The organism is Azospirillum agricola, assembly GCF_020005195.1.
GTDB lineage: Bacteria > Pseudomonadota > Alphaproteobacteria > Azospirillales > Azospirillaceae > Azospirillum > Azospirillum agricola.
This window is the reverse complement of record NZ_JAIFZR010000005.1, coordinates 824,377-841,952: the sequence shown is the minus strand read 5'-3', so window position 1 is coordinate 841,952 and position 17,576 is coordinate 824,377. Positions and strand designations below refer to the sequence as shown.

Sequence of the window (17,576 nt, the reverse complement as noted above, 5' to 3'; positions counted from 1 at the left end):
CCCCGTCATGACCGCCACCGGCGACGCCGACGACTCCGCCCCCGGCCGGCTGCGCATCGATAAGTGGCTGTGGTTCGCGCGCTTCTTCAAGACGCGCAGCCTCGCCGCCAAGCACTGCAACGACGGTGCCGTCCGCCTGTCGGGCGCGGTCGTCACCAAGGCCCACGCGGCGGTCAAGCCGGGCGACGTGCTGACCTTCGCGCAGGGACGCCACATCCGGGTGATCAAGGTGCTGGCGCTGGGAACCCGGCGCGGCCCGGCGCCGGAAGCCCAGGCGCTCTACGAGGATCTCTCCCCGCCGGTGCCGGAGGAGCGGCTGGAGGATCCCTACCGGGCGCCCGGCGCCGGACGGCCGACCAAGCGCGACCGCCGGGCCATCGACGCCCTGCACGGCGACGGCGAGTGACTCCGGCCGAGGGGACGGGACGCCGGGCGTAGGGCGAAAAGCTGAGCCGGAAAATCATCGCATCCCCTCTTGCGGGATGATGATTGTGGCATCATGTGGGCGCGGTCACGCTTGACCGGCCGGCGGCCGTACGCCGTCCCGAACCCCTGGAGCCCCGCCCTTCATCATGCTCGACCTGCTCGCCGACCCGAATGTCTGGGCCAGCCTTCTGACGTTGACCGCGTTGGAGATCGTGCTGGGCATCGACAACATCATCTTCATCTCGATCATGGCGTCGAAGCTGCCGGTCGAGCAGCAGAAGTCGGCGCGCCAGTTCGGCCTCGCGCTGGCGCTGATCAGCCGGCTGGCGCTGCTGGCCTCCATCGCCTGGATCGCCCAGTTGACGCAACCGCTGTTCACGGTCATGGGCTGGGCGGTGTCGGGCCGCGACCTGATCCTGATCGGCGGCGGCCTGTTCCTGCTCGCCAAGGGCACGCTGGAGATCCACCACACGGTGGAAGGCCACGAGGAGGCCGGATCCGCGCCGAAGCACGCGACCTTCCGCTCGGTCGTGCTCCAGATCATGGTGCTGGACATCGTCTTCTCGCTGGACAGCGTCATCACGGCGGTCGGCATGTCGAACCACCTGCCGGTGATGGTCGCGGCGGTCGTCATCGCCATGGCGGTGATGCTGTTCGCCTCCGGTCCGGTCGGCGACTTCGTCAACCGCCACACCACGGTGAAGATGCTGGCGCTGTCCTTCCTGCTGCTGGTCGGCGTGGCGCTGATCGCCGACGGCCTCGGCTTCCACATCCCCAAGGGCTACCTGTACTTCGCCATCGCCTTCTCGGCGCTGGTCGAGGCGCTGAACCTGATGGCCGCCGGCCGGCGCAAGAAGGCGGCGCAGAAGGAGGCGCGGGGCGCGGCGGCGGGGCACTGAGCCCCCCCACCCCTGCCGCGCGCCCTCTTTCTTGCCTCAGGCGGGCGCGCGTTCGGCCATCAGATGCTCGTAGGCGACCTTGAACAGGTCGCGGATCGACACGATGCCGACCGCGCGCTTGCCCTGGGTGATCGGCAGATGGCGGTAATGCTTGTCGTGCATCAGCTTCAGCGCGTCCACCGCGTCGGCGTCGGGCGGCAGCGTGTCGGGGTTGCGGGTCATCACCGCCGACACCTCGACCGCCGCCGGGTCGAGATCCCTGGACAGGACCTTGTTGTTCAGGTCGCGCTCGGTGACGATGCCGATCAGCGAGCCGTGATTGACCACCAGCACGGCGCCGATGTTCTTCTCGGCCATCAGCTTCGACACGGTGGCGACCGAGGTGTCCTCCGGCACCAGGATCAGCTCCTGCGACCCGATGACGTCCGGAACCAGTTTGCGCTTCATGTTTTCCCCCGCTTGTTGGAGTCGTGTCCAACCGATGACGACACGGGGGAAACTGTAGACAAGGCGTATGATCGGCGGAAGCCGCCGACTGTCCGGGCGGCGGGCACCTATTGTCGCAGGCCGCCCTGACTCGTATGAATACTTACGAAATCTTGGGGCGGGCCAGCGGATCGCGCTCCTCCGCCCGGCGTCCGGCGATCCAGGCGCCGGCCGCCAGCAGGACGGCCCCGGCGACCACCGCCGCCGCCGCCCCCAGCAGCGCGGAATCGAAGCTGCCGGTGCGCGCCACCACCATGCCGGCCGGCAGCGGCCCGATGATCTGGCCCAGCCCGTAGACGGCGGTCAGCGTGCCGACGACCTTCGCCGAGGCGCCGCCCGACAGGGAACGGCCGAGCGCGAAGGCCTGCGAGACGATGCCGACGAAGGTCCCGCCGAACAGGATCGCCGAGACGAGCGCCGCCGTCGGCGACCCGGTCATCGGCAGCAGGATGCCGACCGTCTGGGCGAGGTGGGCGAGGATCAGCGCCCACCAGGAGCCGACCCGGCGGGCGACCGCCGCCCAGAACACGCCGGCCCCCATGGCGCCCAGCCCGACGACCATCCAGGCCGTCTCGCCGAGCGCCGCCATGGCCGGGTCGGTCTTCAGGATCGACACCAGGAAGGTGCCGGAGACGATGTAGCCGCCGCCCTCCAGGAAATAGGCGGCGGTCAGCAGCAGCAGCGGCGCCGACAGGGCGGACGGCGCGCCGCTCTTCCCGCCGGTTTTCCCGGCACCGGCGGTCGGAGCGGCGGCGTGGGAGGCGTGGGCGGCCGGCGGCGGGTCGGTCAGCCACAGCGCCGGCAGCAGCCCGATCGCCGCGCAGATCGCCCCCAGCGCCAGCCAGTCGCCGGTCCAGCCGAGCCGGCCGCCCACCAGCGCCACGAACAGCCCGGACGAGGCGATGCCGGTGCCGACGCCCATGTAGAGCCAGCCGGCCCAGCGCTCGCCCTGGGCGCGGGCCAGCGTGTCGAGAACCATGGCGATGCCGAGGATGAACATGCCGGCGCTGGTCACGCCGGAGACGAAGCGCAGCACGCTCCAGGCCGGCATCGCCTGGGCGGCGTCGCCGAAATCGATGCCCATCGCCGCCGTGCTGGCGACGTTGAGCAGCAGCGACAGCCGGAAGACGTTGGTGCGCACCCGCCCGTGCGGCACCAGCCCGGCCCCGATCGCCCCGATGAAATAGCCCAGATAGTTCAGCGAGGCGAGGAAGCCCGCCCCGTCGGTGCCCAGCCCGGTGGCGCTCTGCATGGCCGGCAGGATCGGGGTGAAGGCGAAGCGCGCCACCCCCATGGCGATGGCGAGCGAGATGACGCCGCCGATCAGCACCCGAAACATGGTCCACGCCTCTCGTTTGGTCTTCTGATTGCTTTTGGTGTCCATCATGGACGCGGTTCAGCGCTCATTTCCAATGAATTGTCCTGATGATAAGCTGCACTCCGGGTGATGGGAGCCATGCGGCGACCGGGGGCCCGGCAAGGGAGCGACTGGCATGGATCTGGCGGGATTGCGCGTCGTCAAGGCGGTGGCCGACACCGGCAGCGTCAGCCGCGCGGCGGAGACGCTGCATTGCGTCCAGTCCAACGTCACCGCGCGGGTCAAGCGGCTGGAGGAGGATCTCGGCGTCGACCTGTTCCGGCGGATGAGCCGCGGCATGGTGCCGACCCCGGCCGGGCGGGTGCTGGCCGACTACGCCGACCGCGTGCTGCGGCTGGTGGCGCAGGCGCGCGACGCGGTGGCCGACGCCGCCGGGCGCGGCGGGCGGCTGTCGATCGGCACCATGGAATCGACGGCGGCGGTGCGGCTGCCGCCGATCCTGGCCCGCTTCCACGCCGACCATCCCGACGTCGAGCTGACCATCCTTCCCGGCCCGACCGAGACCATGCTGGCCGAGGTGCTGGCCGGCCGCATCGACGGCGCCTTCGTCGGCGGCGCGGTCGACCACCCCGACCTGACCGCCTTTGCCGTCTTCGACGAGGAGCTGGTGCTGGTGGAGCCGGCGGGCGGCCTGACCACGGAGGGCGCGCGCAGCACGCTGCTCGGCTTCGCGCGGACCTGCGCCTATCGCGGGCGGGCGGAGATGGTGATGCGCGAGGCCGGCCGCGTGCCCTTCCGGGTGATGGAGTTCGGCTCGCTCGACGCCATATTGGGATGCGTCGGCGCGGGCATGGGCGTCACCGTCCTGCCGCGCTCGGTGGTGGAGCGCGACCCGTGGCGCGGCCTGCTGGCGTGGCGCGCCCTGCCGGGCGGGCAGGGCCGGATGCCGACCCTGTTCGTCCGCCGCACCGATTCCATCGAGACCGCCAGCCTGCGGGCCTTCCTGGACAGCGTGTCCGGCGCGGTTCCGGAGACGGCCGCCGGGGCCGCGACGCAAGCGCCCACAGCACGCGCAGGGTTGAACCCCTTCGAGGCGGCGTGCTAGGCAGGCGCGGGTTGGCAATCCGGCATTGACGGCCGTCCGGCGCGGGCTTTCGCGCCGACGGACAGACGGGCGGGCCGGAACAGCGGAGAGAGAATCATGCCTTACGTCGTCACCGACGGCTGCATCAAGTGCAAGTACACCGACTGCGTCGAGGTCTGCCCCGTGGATTGCTTCTACGAGGGTGAGAACTTCCTGGTCATTCACCCCGACGAATGCATCGACTGCGGCGTGTGCGAGCCGGAATGCCCGGCCGAGGCGATCGTCCCGGACACCGACGACCGCGCGACCCAATGGCTGGAGCTGAATCGCGACTACGCCGGCCAGTGGCCGAACATCACCCGCAAGAAGGACGCGCTGCCCGACGCCGACCAGTGGAAGGGCGTCGCGGACAAGCTGAAGCATCTTTCGCCCAAGCCCGGCAAGTGACACCAACGCGCCGGCCCTTCGCGGGCGGCGCGGAGTCGCCCCGTTTCGCGGGTTTCGCCTAAATTTGTTGCCATGCAAAATGGACGGGTCGGCCATGGTCGGGCGGCGGATAAAACCGCCCGGCCCAAGGGACGTTCCCTTTGTAACTCGGGCGTAACATCGCTATAATGCGCGCCCGGAGCCGGCCTTCGCGCCATTGCCGGCATTCCCAACGCTCAAGGACTCGTGACTGTCGTGATCGTCGTGGCTGGGTTCCAATCCCCACGGCGCCATGATCGTCTGAGGGTCTTTTTTCGTCCCTTCCACCGGGGCGGCCAAAATGGCGTGATCGCGAAAAGTGAGAGCCAACCCACATGTCGAACAAGCTTGACTTCGAAGCCGGCGACTTCGTCGTTTATCCGGCTCATGGCGTCGGTCGAGTCGAAGGGATCGAAACCCACAGCATCGCTGGCCTTGAGGTTCAGCTCTACGCGATCACGTTCGAGAAGGAGCGCATGACGCTCAAGGTTCCGGTGGGCAAGGCCCGCAACGCCGGCCTGCGCCGCCTGTCCACCAAGGACCGGATCAAGGTCGCGCTGGAGACCCTCCAGGGCCGTTCGCGCGTGCGCCGCACCATGTGGAGCCGCCGCGCCCAGGAATACGAGGCCAAGATCAATTCGGGCGACCCGGTGTCGATCGCCGAGGTGGTGCGCGACCTGTACCGCGGCGCCGACCAGTCCGACCAGTCCTACAGCGAGCGTCAGATCTACCAGGCCGCCCTGGAGCGCCTGGCCCGCGAACTCGCCGCCGTCGAGATGATCGACGAGCTGAAGGCGACCGAGCGTCTGGAATCGGTCCTGTCCAAGGCCGCCTGAGGGGCCGTCCAAGCGCGCGCGGCGAATCCGCGCGGCTGCATCGTTAAGCCGCGCGTCCGCCGTCCGCTTTCGTCTTTGTTTCCGTTGCGCAACACGCCTACACTCCGGCCCGTCATACCTCGGACCGGAGTGTGGGCGTTTGCGTGCGCATGGCTGATCTTCGAAACATCGCCCCCCGGACCGCCGGCCGCAACACCGCTCCCGGCCGCACGGTTTCCGGAAGCCCGGCCCCCGGAGGCCCCGGCGCCGGAAGCATGGCCGACACCCGGTTCGCGACGCTCGGGCGGCCGCGCCATGTCTGGGCCATCGGGGCGATCCACGCCCAGCCCGATCCGCTGGACGCCATCCACCACGCCATCGCCGAACGTTTCCAGCCGGGCGACCGGCTGGTCTATCTCGGCAACATGATCGGCCATGGCGAGCGGGTGCTGGACACCATCGACCGCCTGCTCGTCTTCCGCCGCGCCCTGCTGAGCCGGCGCGGCATGCTGGCCAGCGACATCGTCTATCTGCGCGGCGCGCAGGAGGAGATGTGGCAGAAGCTGCTGCAACTCCATTTCGCCCCCGACCCCCGCCATGTGCTCGACTGGATGCTGCGCCAGGGCGTCGGCCCGACGCTGGCCGCCTACGGCGGCACGCCGGACGCCGGGATGGCGGCGGCGCGCGGAGGAACGGTGATGCTCGGCCGCTGGACGCGGGGGCTCCGGCAGGCGGTCCAGGCGCGGCCGGGGCACGAGGCCCTGTTCAACGCGCTGCGCCGCGCCGCCTACACCGGCGGTGCCGACGGCGGCGACGCGGACGCGGATGGCAATGGCGGCGGCGGGCCGGACGACGCCCGGCTTCTGCTGGTCAGTGCCGGCATCGACCCGGCCCGGCCGCTGACCGGGCAGGGCGACGCCTTCTGGTGGGGCGGCAACGGCTTCGCCCGGTTGGACGCCCCCTACGGGGCCTTCCAGCGCCTGGTTCGCGGCTTCGATCCGGCCCGCCGGGGGCTGGCCGTCGGGGCACACACGATCACGCTGGACGGCGGCTGCGGGTTCGGCGGGCCTCTCGTCTGCGCCCGGCTGGATTCGGCCGGCGAACCGCTGGAACTGCTCCAGGCCTGAGCGGCTCCGGCGGCTCGCCGCCCGCCTCAGAACTTCACGGTCATGCCGGCGATGAAGGAGCGTCCCATCCCCGGCAGCGCCCCGACCGTGCCGCGGCTTCCCCCGGCCCGGTGGTCGGCGTAATCGACTCCGCCCAGCGGCTGGTCGTAATGCCGGTCGAACAGGTTCTCGATCCCGGCGTCGACCCGGACGCCGCCCCACTCGTACCCCGTCCGCAGGTTGACCAGGGCGTAGCCCGGCGTCCTGGGCTCGTTGCGCGCCGCTTCCACCCGATCCTTGCGGGCGGTGGCCTGAAGCTCGACGGCGCTGCTCCAGCCGCCCAGCCGGTGCTCGGCCGTCAGCAGGGCGTTGAGCGGCATCATGTGGTACAGCGCGTCGCCGGTGTCGAGGTTGCGGCCATGCACCCAGCCGACCACCCCGGACAGGCGGAAGGCGCCGATCTCGTCATCCGCGTAGAGCCGGGCCGCCGCCGACAGGTTGGCGCCGACGAGAACCGCGTCGTGGTTGGCGAAGCGCAGCTTGACGAAGCCGTTGCCCAGCGTGCCGATCCGCTCGACGTCGATGAAGTCCTGGACATAGGTGTAGTAGGGCGTGAGCTTGACCTCCCACGCCTGATGGTCGGCGGCGTGCAGGGCCAGGGTGGCGCTGACGGTGTGGGCGATCTCGGGCTTGAGGTCGGGGTTGCCAACATAGCCGTTGGCGTCGCCGAACCAGCCGTTCATGCTGCTCGACATGGCGCCGGTGCCCCAGGCGTAGCGCTCGTACAGGTTGGGCGAGCGGGTCTTGCGGGCGTAGCCGGCCTCGATCGCGCTGGTGTCGGACGGGGTGTAGCGGACCAGCGCCGTCACGTCGACATTCACGTCGGTGCGACCGCGGTCGCGGGCGTTGAAGGCGAGGGCGTCGGCGGCGTCCGGGTTGGCCATCGCCATCATGCCCATGCCGATGGGGTTCCGCCAGGAGTAGGGCTGCACCGCGCCGGTGTCCATCCACACCACTTCGTTGCGCACGCCGAGCAGGGTCGTCCAGGCCGGCGACCAGCCGGCCTCCCACTCGGCGAAGGTGCCCAGGCGGTTGCGGTTGCCGTCCTTGACGTTCCAGTAGGTCAGCGGCCCCATCATCATGCTGCCGGCCACCGCATCCCACCAGTCGTCAAGGCCGGTGTGGCGGAACTCGCCGCCGACGCGCAGCGTGTCGCGCGCCGACAGTTGCAGCGTCGCCTTGACCGAAGCGCCGGCGTCCGTCGTCAGCGTGTCCATCGGCATGCCGCCGCCGGCGGTGAAGCCGCCCTTGTCCTCCAGGAAATTCATGGTGTGCCGGGTCCGCCGCCAGTTGGCCCGCGCGTCCAGCGTTCCCCAGTCGAAGCTTCCCTCGTAGCGGCCGTTGAGGAAGACGCTGCGGTTGTCGGTCAGGTCCATGCGCTGGGTCGGGAAGCCCTGGTAGGGCATGGTCTGGATGCCGCCCTGCACGGTGATCCGGTGCCCGTCGCGCTGCATGCCGAGCGTCAGGGCGTTGTCCTGCACGTTGAACAGCGTCGAGCGGACGGTCTGGCCGTTGCCCGCCTTGTAATTCTCCGCGCGGCTCCAGGCGCCGTTGTAGCGGAGGCTGACGCTGTCGCTGGCGACGGACGCCTCGGCGGCGCCGGTGACGCTGCGGCCGTTGGAGCGGTAGAAGCCCGACAGGCTGCCTTCCGTGTGCACCGTTTCGCCGGGAACGGCGAAGACCGGGGGTGCGCTTTCGACGGAGATGGTGCCGGACAGGCTGTCGCCGCCGGCGCTGACCGGCGTGATGCCGGCCAGCACCTCCACCTTGGACACGCGGGTCGGGGCGATGGTGGACAGGGCCGGGTTCATCTGGTTGGGGCAGGCGGGGGCGACGGGCGCGCCGTCGACCAGCACGTTGACGCGGTCGGCGCCCAGCCCGTTCAGCGCCGGCAGGCTCGACACGCCGCCGTTGCCGTAGAGGCTGACTCCGGGCAGGCCGCGCAGCAGCGCCGCCACGTCGCTGGTGGAGGCACGGCGGGCGGCGAGCCCGCTTCCGCCCAGGCCGTCGCCGGACGGCAGGGCGGACTCGTCCGGGCTGGCGGTCACGGAGATGGTGGGCAGGGATTGGACCGGCTGGGCGAAAGCATCGTTGGACAGCAGGCCGGCCAGGGCGGCACCCGACAGCAGGGCCGCGCGCAGGGCGCCGGCCGCGGCAAAACGCGACGTCATGAGGATTCTCGATCTGGGGCCGGCGACACACGGCGCCGCGCCAAGGGGGCGGGGGGCGTGTCGAAGCCGGAAGGCAGGGGTGGGTGGCAACGGCGGTCGGTCGCGCGGGTCTTCCGCGCAACGATCCCGCATCCCTGGGCTCAGACCGGTGGCGCGCGCGCCTGGAGGGTGGACAGGAACCAGCCGGCGGCGATCAGGCCGCCGGGCAGCTCCTCGGGGCTGTGGCGTCCGGCCAGGGCGGGCAGTGGCCGGGTGTCCGGCGGCGGCAGGGCCAGCCCGCCGATCAGCGGGCAGAGCGGGCAGGAACCGCCGGACATCGCCGATTCGGCCTTGTCGTCCGCGGGATCGCTCCCCGTGCCGTGATCGCCCCACACCACGGTCTTGAAGCCATCCGGCGTGCAGATGACGATCCGGCTGCTGTCGGCCGCGTTGGCGGACGCGATCATGGCCGGCATCCAGGCCCAGGCGACGATCTGCAACAGCAGCGCGACCGCGCCGGCCGCAAGGCCGGCCCGCCGCGCGGGTCGCATCCTGTCCTGGGTCGCGCTCATGCCGGTCCGTCGATCCGTCCCTGGTGCGGTGCCCGACACGCACCGGGGCGGCACACTAGCCGAAGCGCCGGGGGCGGGGTGAGCGGCATTTTCACGCAGGGGGGCGCGGCCGCCCCTCACCGGGAAGGCCGGGCCGCTGACGGAGCGGCGGGCAACGCCGCCTCCAGAAGCGCGCGCGCCGCCGGGTGGTCGAAAGCGAGGGAGGGGCCGGCCGGCCGGTCCTCCACCAGTTCCCCGTCGTGCAGCACCGCCACCCGGCCGCAGAAGCGGCGGGCCAGCCGGACGTCGTGGGTGATGAACAGGAAGGCGGTGCCCAGCCGCTCGCGCAGCCCGGCCAGCAGGTCGAGGATCTGGATTTGCAGCACGAGGTCGAGGTTCGACACCGCCTCGTCGAGCAGGATCAGCCGGGGCTGCGGGGCGAGCGCACGGGCGATGCAGACGCGCTGGACCTGGCCGCCGCTCAAGCCGCCCGGCAGCCGGCCGGCATCCTCCGGCTCCAGCCCGACCAGCCGCAGCAGCTCCGCCACCCGCGCCTCCCGCCCCTGCCGGTCGAGGTCGGTCAGGTGGCGCAGCGGCTCGGCGATGATCCGGCCGACCGGATGGCGCGGGTTGACGGCGCCCAGCGGATCCTGGAACACCGCCTGCACCGTCCGCCGGAAGGTCCGGCGCCCGGCGGCGTCCAACCCGTCGATCGGCCGGCCGAGGCAGCGCACCGTGCCGCCGTCCGGCCGGTCGAGGCCCAGCATCAGGCGGGCCAGCGTGCTCTTTCCCGACCCGCTGGCGCCGAGCAGCGCGACGCTCTCCCCCTCGCGCACCGACAGGCTGACGCCGCGCAGCACGGTCCTCGCCGGGCCGCCGCCGAAGGCGCCCGGTCCGCGATAACGCTTCTCCACCGCTTCGGCGGCCAGCAGGACCGTCACGCGAACTCCTCCGGATAGAGCGCGCGGTGGGCGGCCAGCAGGGCGCGGGCGGCGCCGGAGCGCGGCGCCGCGAACAGCCCGGCCACCGGCGCGGTCTCGACGATGCGGCCGGCCTCCATCACCGCCACCTCGTCGGCCAGCCGGGCGACCACGCCCATGTCGTGGGTGACGATCAGCACCCCCAGCCCCCGCTCGGCGGCCAGCCGCTCGATCAGCGCCAGGATGCGCGCCTGGGCCAGCGGGTCGAGGTCGGTCGTCGGCTCGTCGGCCAGCAGGAAGGGCACGTCGGCCAGCAGAGCCAGCGCGATCATCATGCGCTGGAGCATCCCGCCGCTCATCTCGAAGGGGTGCAGCCGGGCGACGCGCCCGGGCTCCGGCAGGCCGACCTCGGCCAGCGCCCCGGCCAGCCGCTCGTCCAGATCGTCGGTGACGCCACGGACGGCCAGCGTCTCGCGGGCGTGGGCGCGCATGGTCAGCACCGGGTTGAAGGCGCTGCGCGGATTCTGCATCACCGTCGCCACCAGCCGGCCCGGCAGAGTCGCCGGCTCGACCGCCGCGCCGTCCAGCCGGACGCGGCCGGCGAGCCGCTCCACCCCCGGCGGCGTCAGCCCCTGCAAGCCCAGGCAGGTCAGCGACTTGCCCGACCCGCTGGCGCCGACCAGTGCGGTGACCCGCCCGCGCTCCAGCGCCAGATCGACGCCGCGCACCAGCTCCAGCGGCCGGCCGTCGCGGCGGGCGGCGAGCCGCAGCCCCTCCACGCCGAGACGCCGCCCGCTCAATGGTCGTCCCCCGCCAGCGTCGGGTCGAGCCGGTCGCGCAGGGCGTCGCCCAGCAGGTTGAAGCCCATCACCGTCAGCAGGATCATCAGCCCCGGCCACAGCATCAGCGTGGGCTGGGTCCAGATGAACTCGCGCGCGTCGTTGATCATCACCCCCCATTCCGGCGTCGGCGGCGTCACCCCCAGCCCCAGGAAGGACAGGCCGGCGACGTGCAGGATCATGTGCCCGATGTCGAGACTCGCCAGCACCACCAGCTGCACCAGCACCCCCGGCAGGATGTGCTCGACGAAGACGCGCGGGCGCGAGGCGCCGGAGACGATGGCGGCGGCCACATAGTCGCGCTCGCGCAGCGACAGCACCATGCCGCGCACGAGGCGCGCGTACCAGGCCCAGTGCGACAGGGCGATGGCCAGCATCACGTTGGCCAGCCCGGTGCCGAGCGCGCCGACCATGAACATGGCGAGCACGAAGGTCGGCACCGTCAGGAAGCCGTCGCACACCCGCATGACGATCCGGTCGGTCCGCCCGCCCAGGAGGCCCGACAGGCCGCCGACGCCGATGCCCAGCGCCAGGATCAGCCCGACGATGACGGCGACCGCCCCCAGCGACACCGAGGCGCCGTGCAGCAGCCGCGCCAGCACGTCGCGCCCGAGATGGTCGGTGCCGAGCCAGTGGGCGGCGCCCGGCCCCTCCAGCCGGGCCATCAGGTCGACCGCCTCCGGATCCCAGGGCAGCAGGGGGGCGGCCAGGGCGCCCAGGATCATGGTCCCGACCAGGGCCAGCCCGGCCAGCGTCGTGCGGCGCGGCCGGCGGTGGCGGACGGCCGGCGCGGCGGCCTCCTCGGCGAGCGCGCTCATCGCGCGGCCTCCCGCGCCAGCCGGATGCGCGGGTCGAGCCACGCGTACAGCAGGTCGACGGCCAGATTGCACAGCACGAAGATCACCGTCATCAGCAGGGTGAAGCACTGCAACACCGGGTAGTCGCGGTTGTGGATGGCCGAGACGGCGTAGCGCCCGACCCCCGGCCAGCCGAAGATGTTCTCGATCACCAGCGTGCCGCCCAGCAGCTCGCCGATGTGCATGCCGGTGGCGGTGACGATGGGCAGCAGGGCGTTGCGCAGGATGTGGTCGTGGACGACGCGCCGCTCCGGCAGGCCGCGCAGCCGGGCGTAGAGGACGTGGCGCTGCCCCGCCGTCTCCAGCATGCTGGCGCGCAGCAGCCGGGCGTTGATGCACAGCGACATCAGCGACACGGCGGCCACCGGCATCACCATGTGGCTCCAGCCGCCGCGGCCGAGCGGCGGCAGCCAGTTCAGCGTCACCGCGAACAGCAGCACCAGCAGGAAGCCCAGCCAGAAATTCGGAATCGACACGCCGACGAAGGCGAGCGCCCGCACCAGATGGTCGGGCATCCGGTCGCGGTGCCGCGCCGCCCACACGCCGAGCGGCAGGCTGACGGCCAGCGTGACGACCAGCGCGGCGGCGCCCAGTTGCAGGGTGGCCGGCAGGTAATGCAGCAGGTCGTCGAGCACCGGCTGGCGGGTGACGTAGGACAGCCCGAAATCGAGGTGCAGCGCCTGCCACAGCCAGGACAGATACTGCTCGGCCAGCGGCCGGTCGAGGCCGAGCAGCCGCTGCGCCTCGGCGATGGCGGCGTCGGTCGGCGGGATGTTCGACAGGCGCAGGTAATCCAGCGCCGGGTCGCCGCGCCCCAGCCGCAGCAGCAGGAACACGCCGGCCGACACCGCCAGCAGCAGCGGCGGCAGGGTCAGCAGGCGGCCGGCGATGAAGCGCAGCATCGGCGTCCCTCCCCGGTTACGGCGCCGGCCGCATCGCGCCGAACGGGATTTCGTAGGCGCTGGCGCCGAAGCCCACCCCGTCCACGCCGCGGCTGACCGCCATGGCGGTCAGGTGGGACAGCGGCAGATAGACCGCCTGCTCGTGCAGCGTCGTCAGGATGTCGCGGTAGAGCGCCTGCCGCGCCGTCTCGTCGGTCGTCACCAGAACGGCGGAGATCCTCGCGTCGATCTCGGTCTTCATCGGCAGGCCGCGCTGCGCCTGGTAGTCGGCGTGGGTCGGCACCCGCATGGAGCCGACGAAGGAATGAGGGTCGTAGGGCGCCCCCCAGGTATCGCCGAAGATCAGTCCGAAGCGGCCGTCCTTCTGCCGCGCCTCGATGGCGTTCTCCTCCTCGCCGACCAGCTGGGCGTCGAAGCCGACCGCCCTCAGGTTGGCCTGGATCGCCTCGGCGAGCGTTCGCTCCCGCGCGTCGTTGCCGATGAAGCACAGCTCGACCCGCAGCGGCTGGCCGTCGCGCACACGCAGCTTGCCGCCGGGCGGCAGGATCCAGCCGGCCTCGTCGAGCAGCCGCGCCGCGCGGGCCGGATCGTAAGCGTAGGGCCTCAGGCCGAGGTCGCTGTAGGGGAAGTTCGCGGCGAACAGCGTGTCGGCCTTGGGCTCCAGCCCGTAGAGCAGCGTGGCGACGATGGCGTCCTTGTCGACCGCGTGGTTGATGGCGCGGCGCACCGCCAGATCGCTGGTCGGGGCGCGGGCGCTGTTGATCGCCATGGTCCGGGTGGCGAGCGGCGCCGACACGGCGGTCTGGCCGGTGCCGCGCGTCTTGAAGCGGGTGAAGCTGTCGGCCGAGATCTGGCCGGTGCCGCCGTAGATCAGGTCGATCTCGCCGGTCTCGAAGGCGACGGCGCGGGCGGTGGGGTCGGGGATGACCTTGACGACGACGCGCTCATAGGCCGGCTTCGGCCCCCAATAGGCCGGGTTGCGGGTGAAGACGTCGTATTCGCCCTTCTTCGTCCCGGTCAGCATCCAGGGGCCGGTGCCGACCGGCTTCGTCACCCCGTCCGGCGTCAGCACCGACGGGGCGGCGAAGCGCACCGGGCGGATCAGCGCCAGTTCCAGCAGGGTCGGGTAATAGGGATCCTTCAGGGTCAGCCGGAGCCTGTGGGGCTCCGGCGCCTCGACGGAGCGGATCTGCGCAACCAGCTCCAGCCAGTCATGCCTGGCGCGGTCGGCGAGCACGGCGTCGAAGTTCGCCTTGACCGCCGCCGCGTCGAAGGGCGTGCCGTCGGAAAAGGTGACGCCCTCGCGCAGGGTGAAGTCGTAGGTCCGGCCGTCCGGCGACACCGTCCAGGCGGTGGCGAGCCACGGCTCGATGGCGCCGCCGTCCCGGTAACGCACCAGCGGCTCGTAGACCATGGCCTGGGCGAACATCTGATTGGGCGCGTAGCGGTGCGGGTCGAGCGGCCCGACGTTGCCGGTCCAGGAATAGGTCAGCGTGCCCTTTGGGCTTGCCGCCACGGCGTGTCCCGCGGCCGCCGTTGCCAGAAGCGCGGCCGCCGCCGCACCGATCAGCCCCATCCGCCACCGCGTCATCCGAACCCCCTTCCGTCCGGCCCGCCCGCCATGCCCCTTGCGCGGCCGCATCCCCTGCGCGGACACGCGGCGGCCTCGCCCAACCGCCGCTTGCGGATGGACGGCCGCCGTGGCCGGGCCTATGGTCGATGGGGTGACGATACGGCCGGGGTTGTATGATGTCCATCTGGAATCATCATACCCCTATGGAAAAAAGGTTTTGCGCCCGGCCCTTCCGTGTCCGGCCCGGCGCGGCGGGAGGCGGCATGCAACGGGTGACGATCACGCTGGACGACGATCTGCTGGCCGACATCGACCGGCTGGTCGAGCGGCGCGGCTACCAGGGACGCTCGGAGGCGATCCGCGACCTCGCCCGCAGCGGTCTGGCCGAGGCCGCCCCGGCGGAGGGGGAGACGGGACCCTGCGTGGCGGCGCTGGTCTATGTCTACGACCACGCGGCGCGGGAACTGTCGAAGCGGCTGACCACCACCTTCCACGAGCATCACGAACTGACGCTGACCACGCTGCACGTCCATCTCGACCATGGAAGCTGCATGGAGGTGTCGGTGCTGAAGGGCGACGAAGCGGCGGTGCGCGGCATGGCGGAGAGGGTGATCGCCGAGCGCGGCGTGCGCCACGGCCGGGCGGTCGTCATCCCGGTGCGCGACGACCCGGTGTCCGGCGACCCGTCGCGCGACGGCGAAAACGGCGGCGGGCACGGCCATCACAGCCATGCCCATCCTCAGTCCCCTCCCCATGCTCATCCTGGCGTCCGGTCGCCGGAGTGACGGGATCGCCCCGGCCCTGGCCGGCGTTCCTCACGCCTCGGCCAGCAGGTCGTCGGAATCCTCGACCCGCTTGAGCATCGACTGGCGCAGCTTGAGCAGGGCGCGGTGCTCCAACTGGCGGACGCGCTCCTTGCTGACCCCCAGCTCGCGGCCCAGCTCCTCCAGCGTGGCGCCCTCCTCGCGGAGGCGGCGTTCCTGGATGATCGTGCGCTCGCGCGGCGACAGTTCGCCCAGCGCGTCGGCCAGCCATTGCGAACGGGTGTTGGCGTCGCGCATGCCGATGACGACGTCCTCCGGCGACGGGCGCTGGTCGGCGAGGAAGTCCTGCCAGTCGTCGTCCGAGCCGTCGGCCACCGGGGTGTTCAGCGACTGGTCGGCGCCGGACAGGCGCATCTCCATCGCCTCGACCTCGGCGACGTCGACCTGCAACTCGCCGGCGATCCACTCGCGGCCTTCCTTGGTCAGGCTGTTGCCGCTGCCGTTCTGCGAGGCGCTGTCGATCTTGGCGCGCAGGCGGCGCAGGTTGAAGAACAGCGACTTCTGCGCGGCGGTCGTGCCGGTGCGCACGATCGACCAGTTGCGCAGGATGTAATCCTGCATCGCCGAGCGGATCCACCAGGCGGCGTAGGTGGAGAAGCGCACCTCGCGGTCGGGCTCGAAACGGCTGGCCGCCTGCATCAGCCCGACATTGCCCTCCTGGACCAGATCGCCCATCGGCAGGCCGTAATTGCGGAAGCGCGACGCGGTGGCGATGACCAGCCGGGTGTAGGCCCGCACCAGCTCGTGCAGGGCGCGCTCGTCGGCCCCCTCGCGCCATTTGCGGGCAAGATCGAACTCGTGATCGCGCGACAGCAGCGGTTCGCGCATGGACGCCTTGATGAAGCTCAGATTCGCGCGCTGAGTCTCCGGATCGTCGATGTAAGCCATCCGTCCCTTCCTTCCCGTCTGGGCGGCATCATGTCCCTTGGAGTTCTTTTCCGATGGGTCTCCGCCGGCCGGCCGTCCACCCCCTCGCTGATGTGACTGGGGAAGACAACAGGCGCCGGCGCCCCCTGTTGCATCGTCATACGCAGATCAGCGGGGGTTGGATCACAAGGGGAAGGCGATCTTGGTGGGCGGGATGACGAATGGTCGGCGGACGGGACGCATTTATGCGGAAAGGGGAAGGCGGAGGCCGGCGTGGCGGCGCGGATCGGATGGTGGATTCGAAAGGTGGGCCGGCCCTTGCGGACCGGCCCTGCGCCCCCGGGCGCTTCCGAGCGCTCGATGAGCTGAGCGTTTACGGACGCTTGGCGATGGCGTCTTCCGCCGTCTTGACCAAATCGGGGCCGATCTGCTTGGCCCACTTGTCGTAGACGGCCTGGGTCGCCTTCTGGAACGCCTTCTGCTGGTCGGGGGTGAGCTGGACCACATCGACGCCCTGGCCGGCGATCTCCTTCAGCAGGCTGTCGTCGCCGGCGGCGATGCCCTTGCGCGACAGCGCGACCTCCTCGGCGGCGGCCTGGACGGCGGCGGCGCGCACGGCCTCCTGGTCCTCCTTCGACCAGCTCTCCCACACGCCCTTGCCGACCACGAAGATCAGCGGGTCGGCGACGTAGCCCCACAGCGTCAGGTGCTTCTGGCCGAGCGTCGGCAGCTTGGCGGCGGTGAAGATGGTCAGCGGGTTCTCCTGCCCGTCGACGGCGCCGGTGGACAGGGCGGGCTGGGCGTCGGCCCAGCTCATCTGCGTCGGGTTGGCGCCCAGCGCGGTGAAGGTGTCGAGGTAGAGCGGCGAGCCGACGACGCGGATCTTCAGGCCCTTCAGATCCTCCGGCGTCCGGATGGAGCGCTTGGAGTTGGAGATCTCGCGGAAGCCGTTCTCGCCCCAGGCCAGCGGCACCACGTCCTTGGTGGCGAGCAGGTCGAACAGTTTCTTGCCGACCTCGCCTTGCGTCAGCGCGTCGAGCGCCTTGTGGTCGGGCATCAGGAAGGGCAGGGAGAAGAGGTTCAGCTCCTTGACCTGCGGCGACCAGTTGATGGTCGAGCCGACCGCCATGTCGATGGTGCCCTGGCGGAGCGCGGTGAACTCCTTCGTCTGGTCGCCGTTCACCAGCGAGGTGCCGGGGTACATCTTGACGTTGATGCGCCCGTTGGTCTTCTCCTTCACCAGCTCGGCCCAGCGGTCGCCGCCGATGCCCCAGGGGAAAGGCTTGCCCAGAACGGTGGAGAGCTTGTACTCCGCCTTGTAGTCGGCGGCGCCGGCGGTGCCCGTCAGCAGAGCCGGAACCGTCAGGGCGGCCAGCGCGATGCCGGCGAGCAGAGCCTTCAGCGATGTCATGCTTGTTTCCTCCCAAGCGCCTT

18 protein-coding genes are annotated in these 17,576 nt (G+C 71.2%); 7 read left to right on the top strand and 11 right to left on the bottom strand.

The window, feature by feature from the left end:
• Positions 1-7 precede the first annotated feature (7 nt).
• Entirely contained in the window at positions 8-406 is a 399-nt protein-coding gene (locus JN22_RS18940) for an RNA-binding S4 domain-containing protein (RefSeq protein ID WP_085555429.1), read from the top strand.
• A 166-nt stretch (positions 407-572) separates the two neighbouring features.
• Positions 573-1,325, top strand: a complete 753-nt coding sequence (locus JN22_RS18935) for a TerC family protein (protein WP_085555428.1) — start codon at positions 573-575, stop codon at positions 1,323-1,325.
• A 36-nt stretch (positions 1,326-1,361) separates the two neighbouring features.
• Here the strand turns inward: JN22_RS18935 and JN22_RS18930 are convergent, their stop codons facing one another.
• Both JN22_RS18930 and JN22_RS18925 read right to left on the bottom strand, forming a co-directional pair.
• Positions 1,362-1,772 carry a CBS domain-containing protein gene (locus JN22_RS18930; RefSeq protein WP_085555427.1) on the bottom strand — a complete coding sequence of 137 codons (411 nt, stop codon included), beginning with the start codon at positions 1,770-1,772 and terminating at the stop codon, positions 1,362-1,364.
• Positions 1,773-1,914: 142 nt separating this feature from the next.
• Positions 1,915-3,198, bottom strand: a complete 1,284-nt coding sequence (locus JN22_RS18925; RefSeq protein ID WP_223677786.1) for a YbfB/YjiJ family MFS transporter — start codon at positions 3,196-3,198, stop codon at positions 1,915-1,917.
• A gap of 106 nt (positions 3,199-3,304) precedes the next feature.
• Here JN22_RS18925 and JN22_RS18920 point away from each other — a divergent pair, with 106 nt between their 5' ends.
• The 4 genes from JN22_RS18920 to JN22_RS18905 all read left to right on the top strand — a co-directional run bounded on the left by JN22_RS18920 (position 3,305) and on the right by JN22_RS18905 (position 6,620).
• A complete protein-coding gene (locus JN22_RS18920) occupies positions 3,305-4,234 on the top strand; it encodes a LysR family transcriptional regulator (RefSeq protein WP_085555426.1) in 930 nt (309 codons plus the stop codon).
• Positions 4,235-4,330: 96 nt separating this feature from the next.
• On the top strand, positions 4,331-4,660 hold the full coding sequence (fdxA, locus tag JN22_RS18915; protein ID WP_085555425.1) for a ferredoxin FdxA: 330 nt from the start codon (positions 4,331-4,333) through the stop codon (positions 4,658-4,660).
• A gap of 353 nt (positions 4,661-5,013) precedes the next feature.
• Positions 5,014-5,514: a CarD family transcriptional regulator gene (locus tag JN22_RS18910; protein WP_085555424.1), complete on the top strand. Its 501-nt coding sequence runs from the start codon at positions 5,014-5,016 to the stop codon at positions 5,512-5,514.
• 254 nt (positions 5,515-5,768) lie between these two features.
• On the top strand, positions 5,769-6,620 hold the full coding sequence (locus tag JN22_RS18905) for a hypothetical protein (RefSeq protein WP_085555423.1): 852 nt from the start codon (positions 5,769-5,771) through the stop codon (positions 6,618-6,620).
• Positions 6,621-6,646: 26 nt separating this feature from the next.
• Here JN22_RS18905 and JN22_RS18900 read toward each other — a convergent pair whose 3' ends face one another.
• The 7 genes from JN22_RS18900 to nikA all read right to left on the bottom strand — a co-directional run bounded on the left by JN22_RS18900 (position 6,647) and on the right by nikA (position 14,469).
• Positions 6,647-8,830 (bottom strand): TonB-dependent receptor, encoded by a 2,184-nt coding sequence (locus tag JN22_RS18900; RefSeq protein WP_179166189.1) that lies wholly within the window; start codon positions 8,828-8,830, stop codon positions 6,647-6,649.
• Positions 8,831-8,970: 140 nt separating this feature from the next.
• Positions 8,971-9,381 carry a DUF2946 family protein gene (locus JN22_RS18895; RefSeq protein ID WP_085555421.1) on the bottom strand — a complete coding sequence of 137 codons (411 nt, stop codon included), beginning with the start codon at positions 9,379-9,381 and terminating at the stop codon, positions 8,971-8,973.
• Between the two features lie 116 nt (positions 9,382-9,497).
• A complete protein-coding gene (gene nikE, locus JN22_RS18890) occupies positions 9,498-10,301 on the bottom strand; it encodes a nickel import ATP-binding protein NikE (protein ID WP_085555420.1) in 804 nt (267 codons plus the stop codon).
• Positions 10,298-11,080 carry an ATP-binding cassette domain-containing protein gene (locus JN22_RS18885; protein ID WP_396021952.1) on the bottom strand — a complete coding sequence of 261 codons (783 nt, stop codon included), beginning with the start codon at positions 11,078-11,080 and terminating at the stop codon, positions 10,298-10,300. The genes nikE and JN22_RS18885 overlap by 4 nt, the downstream gene beginning before the upstream one ends.
• On the bottom strand, positions 11,077-11,937 hold the full coding sequence (gene nikC / locus JN22_RS18880) for a nickel ABC transporter permease subunit NikC (RefSeq protein ID WP_085555418.1): 861 nt from the start codon (positions 11,935-11,937) through the stop codon (positions 11,077-11,079). The genes JN22_RS18885 and nikC overlap by 4 nt, the downstream gene beginning before the upstream one ends.
• Positions 11,934-12,878: a nickel ABC transporter permease subunit NikB gene (gene nikB, locus JN22_RS18875; RefSeq protein ID WP_085555417.1), complete on the bottom strand. Its 945-nt coding sequence runs from the start codon at positions 12,876-12,878 to the stop codon at positions 11,934-11,936. The genes nikC and nikB overlap by 4 nt, the downstream gene beginning before the upstream one ends.
• 16 nt (positions 12,879-12,894) lie before the next feature.
• The gene (gene nikA / locus JN22_RS18870; protein ID WP_085555416.1) at positions 12,895-14,469 is read right to left on the bottom strand and encodes a nickel ABC transporter substrate-binding protein; all 1,575 of its coding nucleotides are present in this window, start codon (positions 14,467-14,469) and stop codon (positions 12,895-12,897) included.
• 245 nt (positions 14,470-14,714) lie between these two features.
• Between nikA and nikR the strand changes: the two genes are divergently transcribed.
• The gene (gene nikR / locus JN22_RS18865; protein ID WP_085555415.1) at positions 14,715-15,236 is read left to right on the top strand and encodes a nickel-responsive transcriptional regulator NikR; all 522 of its coding nucleotides are present in this window, start codon (positions 14,715-14,717) and stop codon (positions 15,234-15,236) included.
• A 30-nt stretch (positions 15,237-15,266) separates the two neighbouring features.
• Here the strand turns inward: nikR and JN22_RS18860 are convergent, their stop codons facing one another.
• Positions 15,267-16,163: an RNA polymerase factor sigma-32 gene (locus JN22_RS18860; RefSeq protein WP_085555414.1), complete on the bottom strand. Its 897-nt coding sequence runs from the start codon at positions 16,161-16,163 to the stop codon at positions 15,267-15,269.
• A gap of 352 nt (positions 16,164-16,515) precedes the next feature.
• Entirely contained in the window at positions 16,516-17,553 is a 1,038-nt protein-coding gene (locus JN22_RS18855) for a DctP family TRAP transporter solute-binding subunit (protein ID WP_085555413.1), read from the bottom strand.
• Positions 17,554-17,576: the final 23 nt, after the last annotated feature.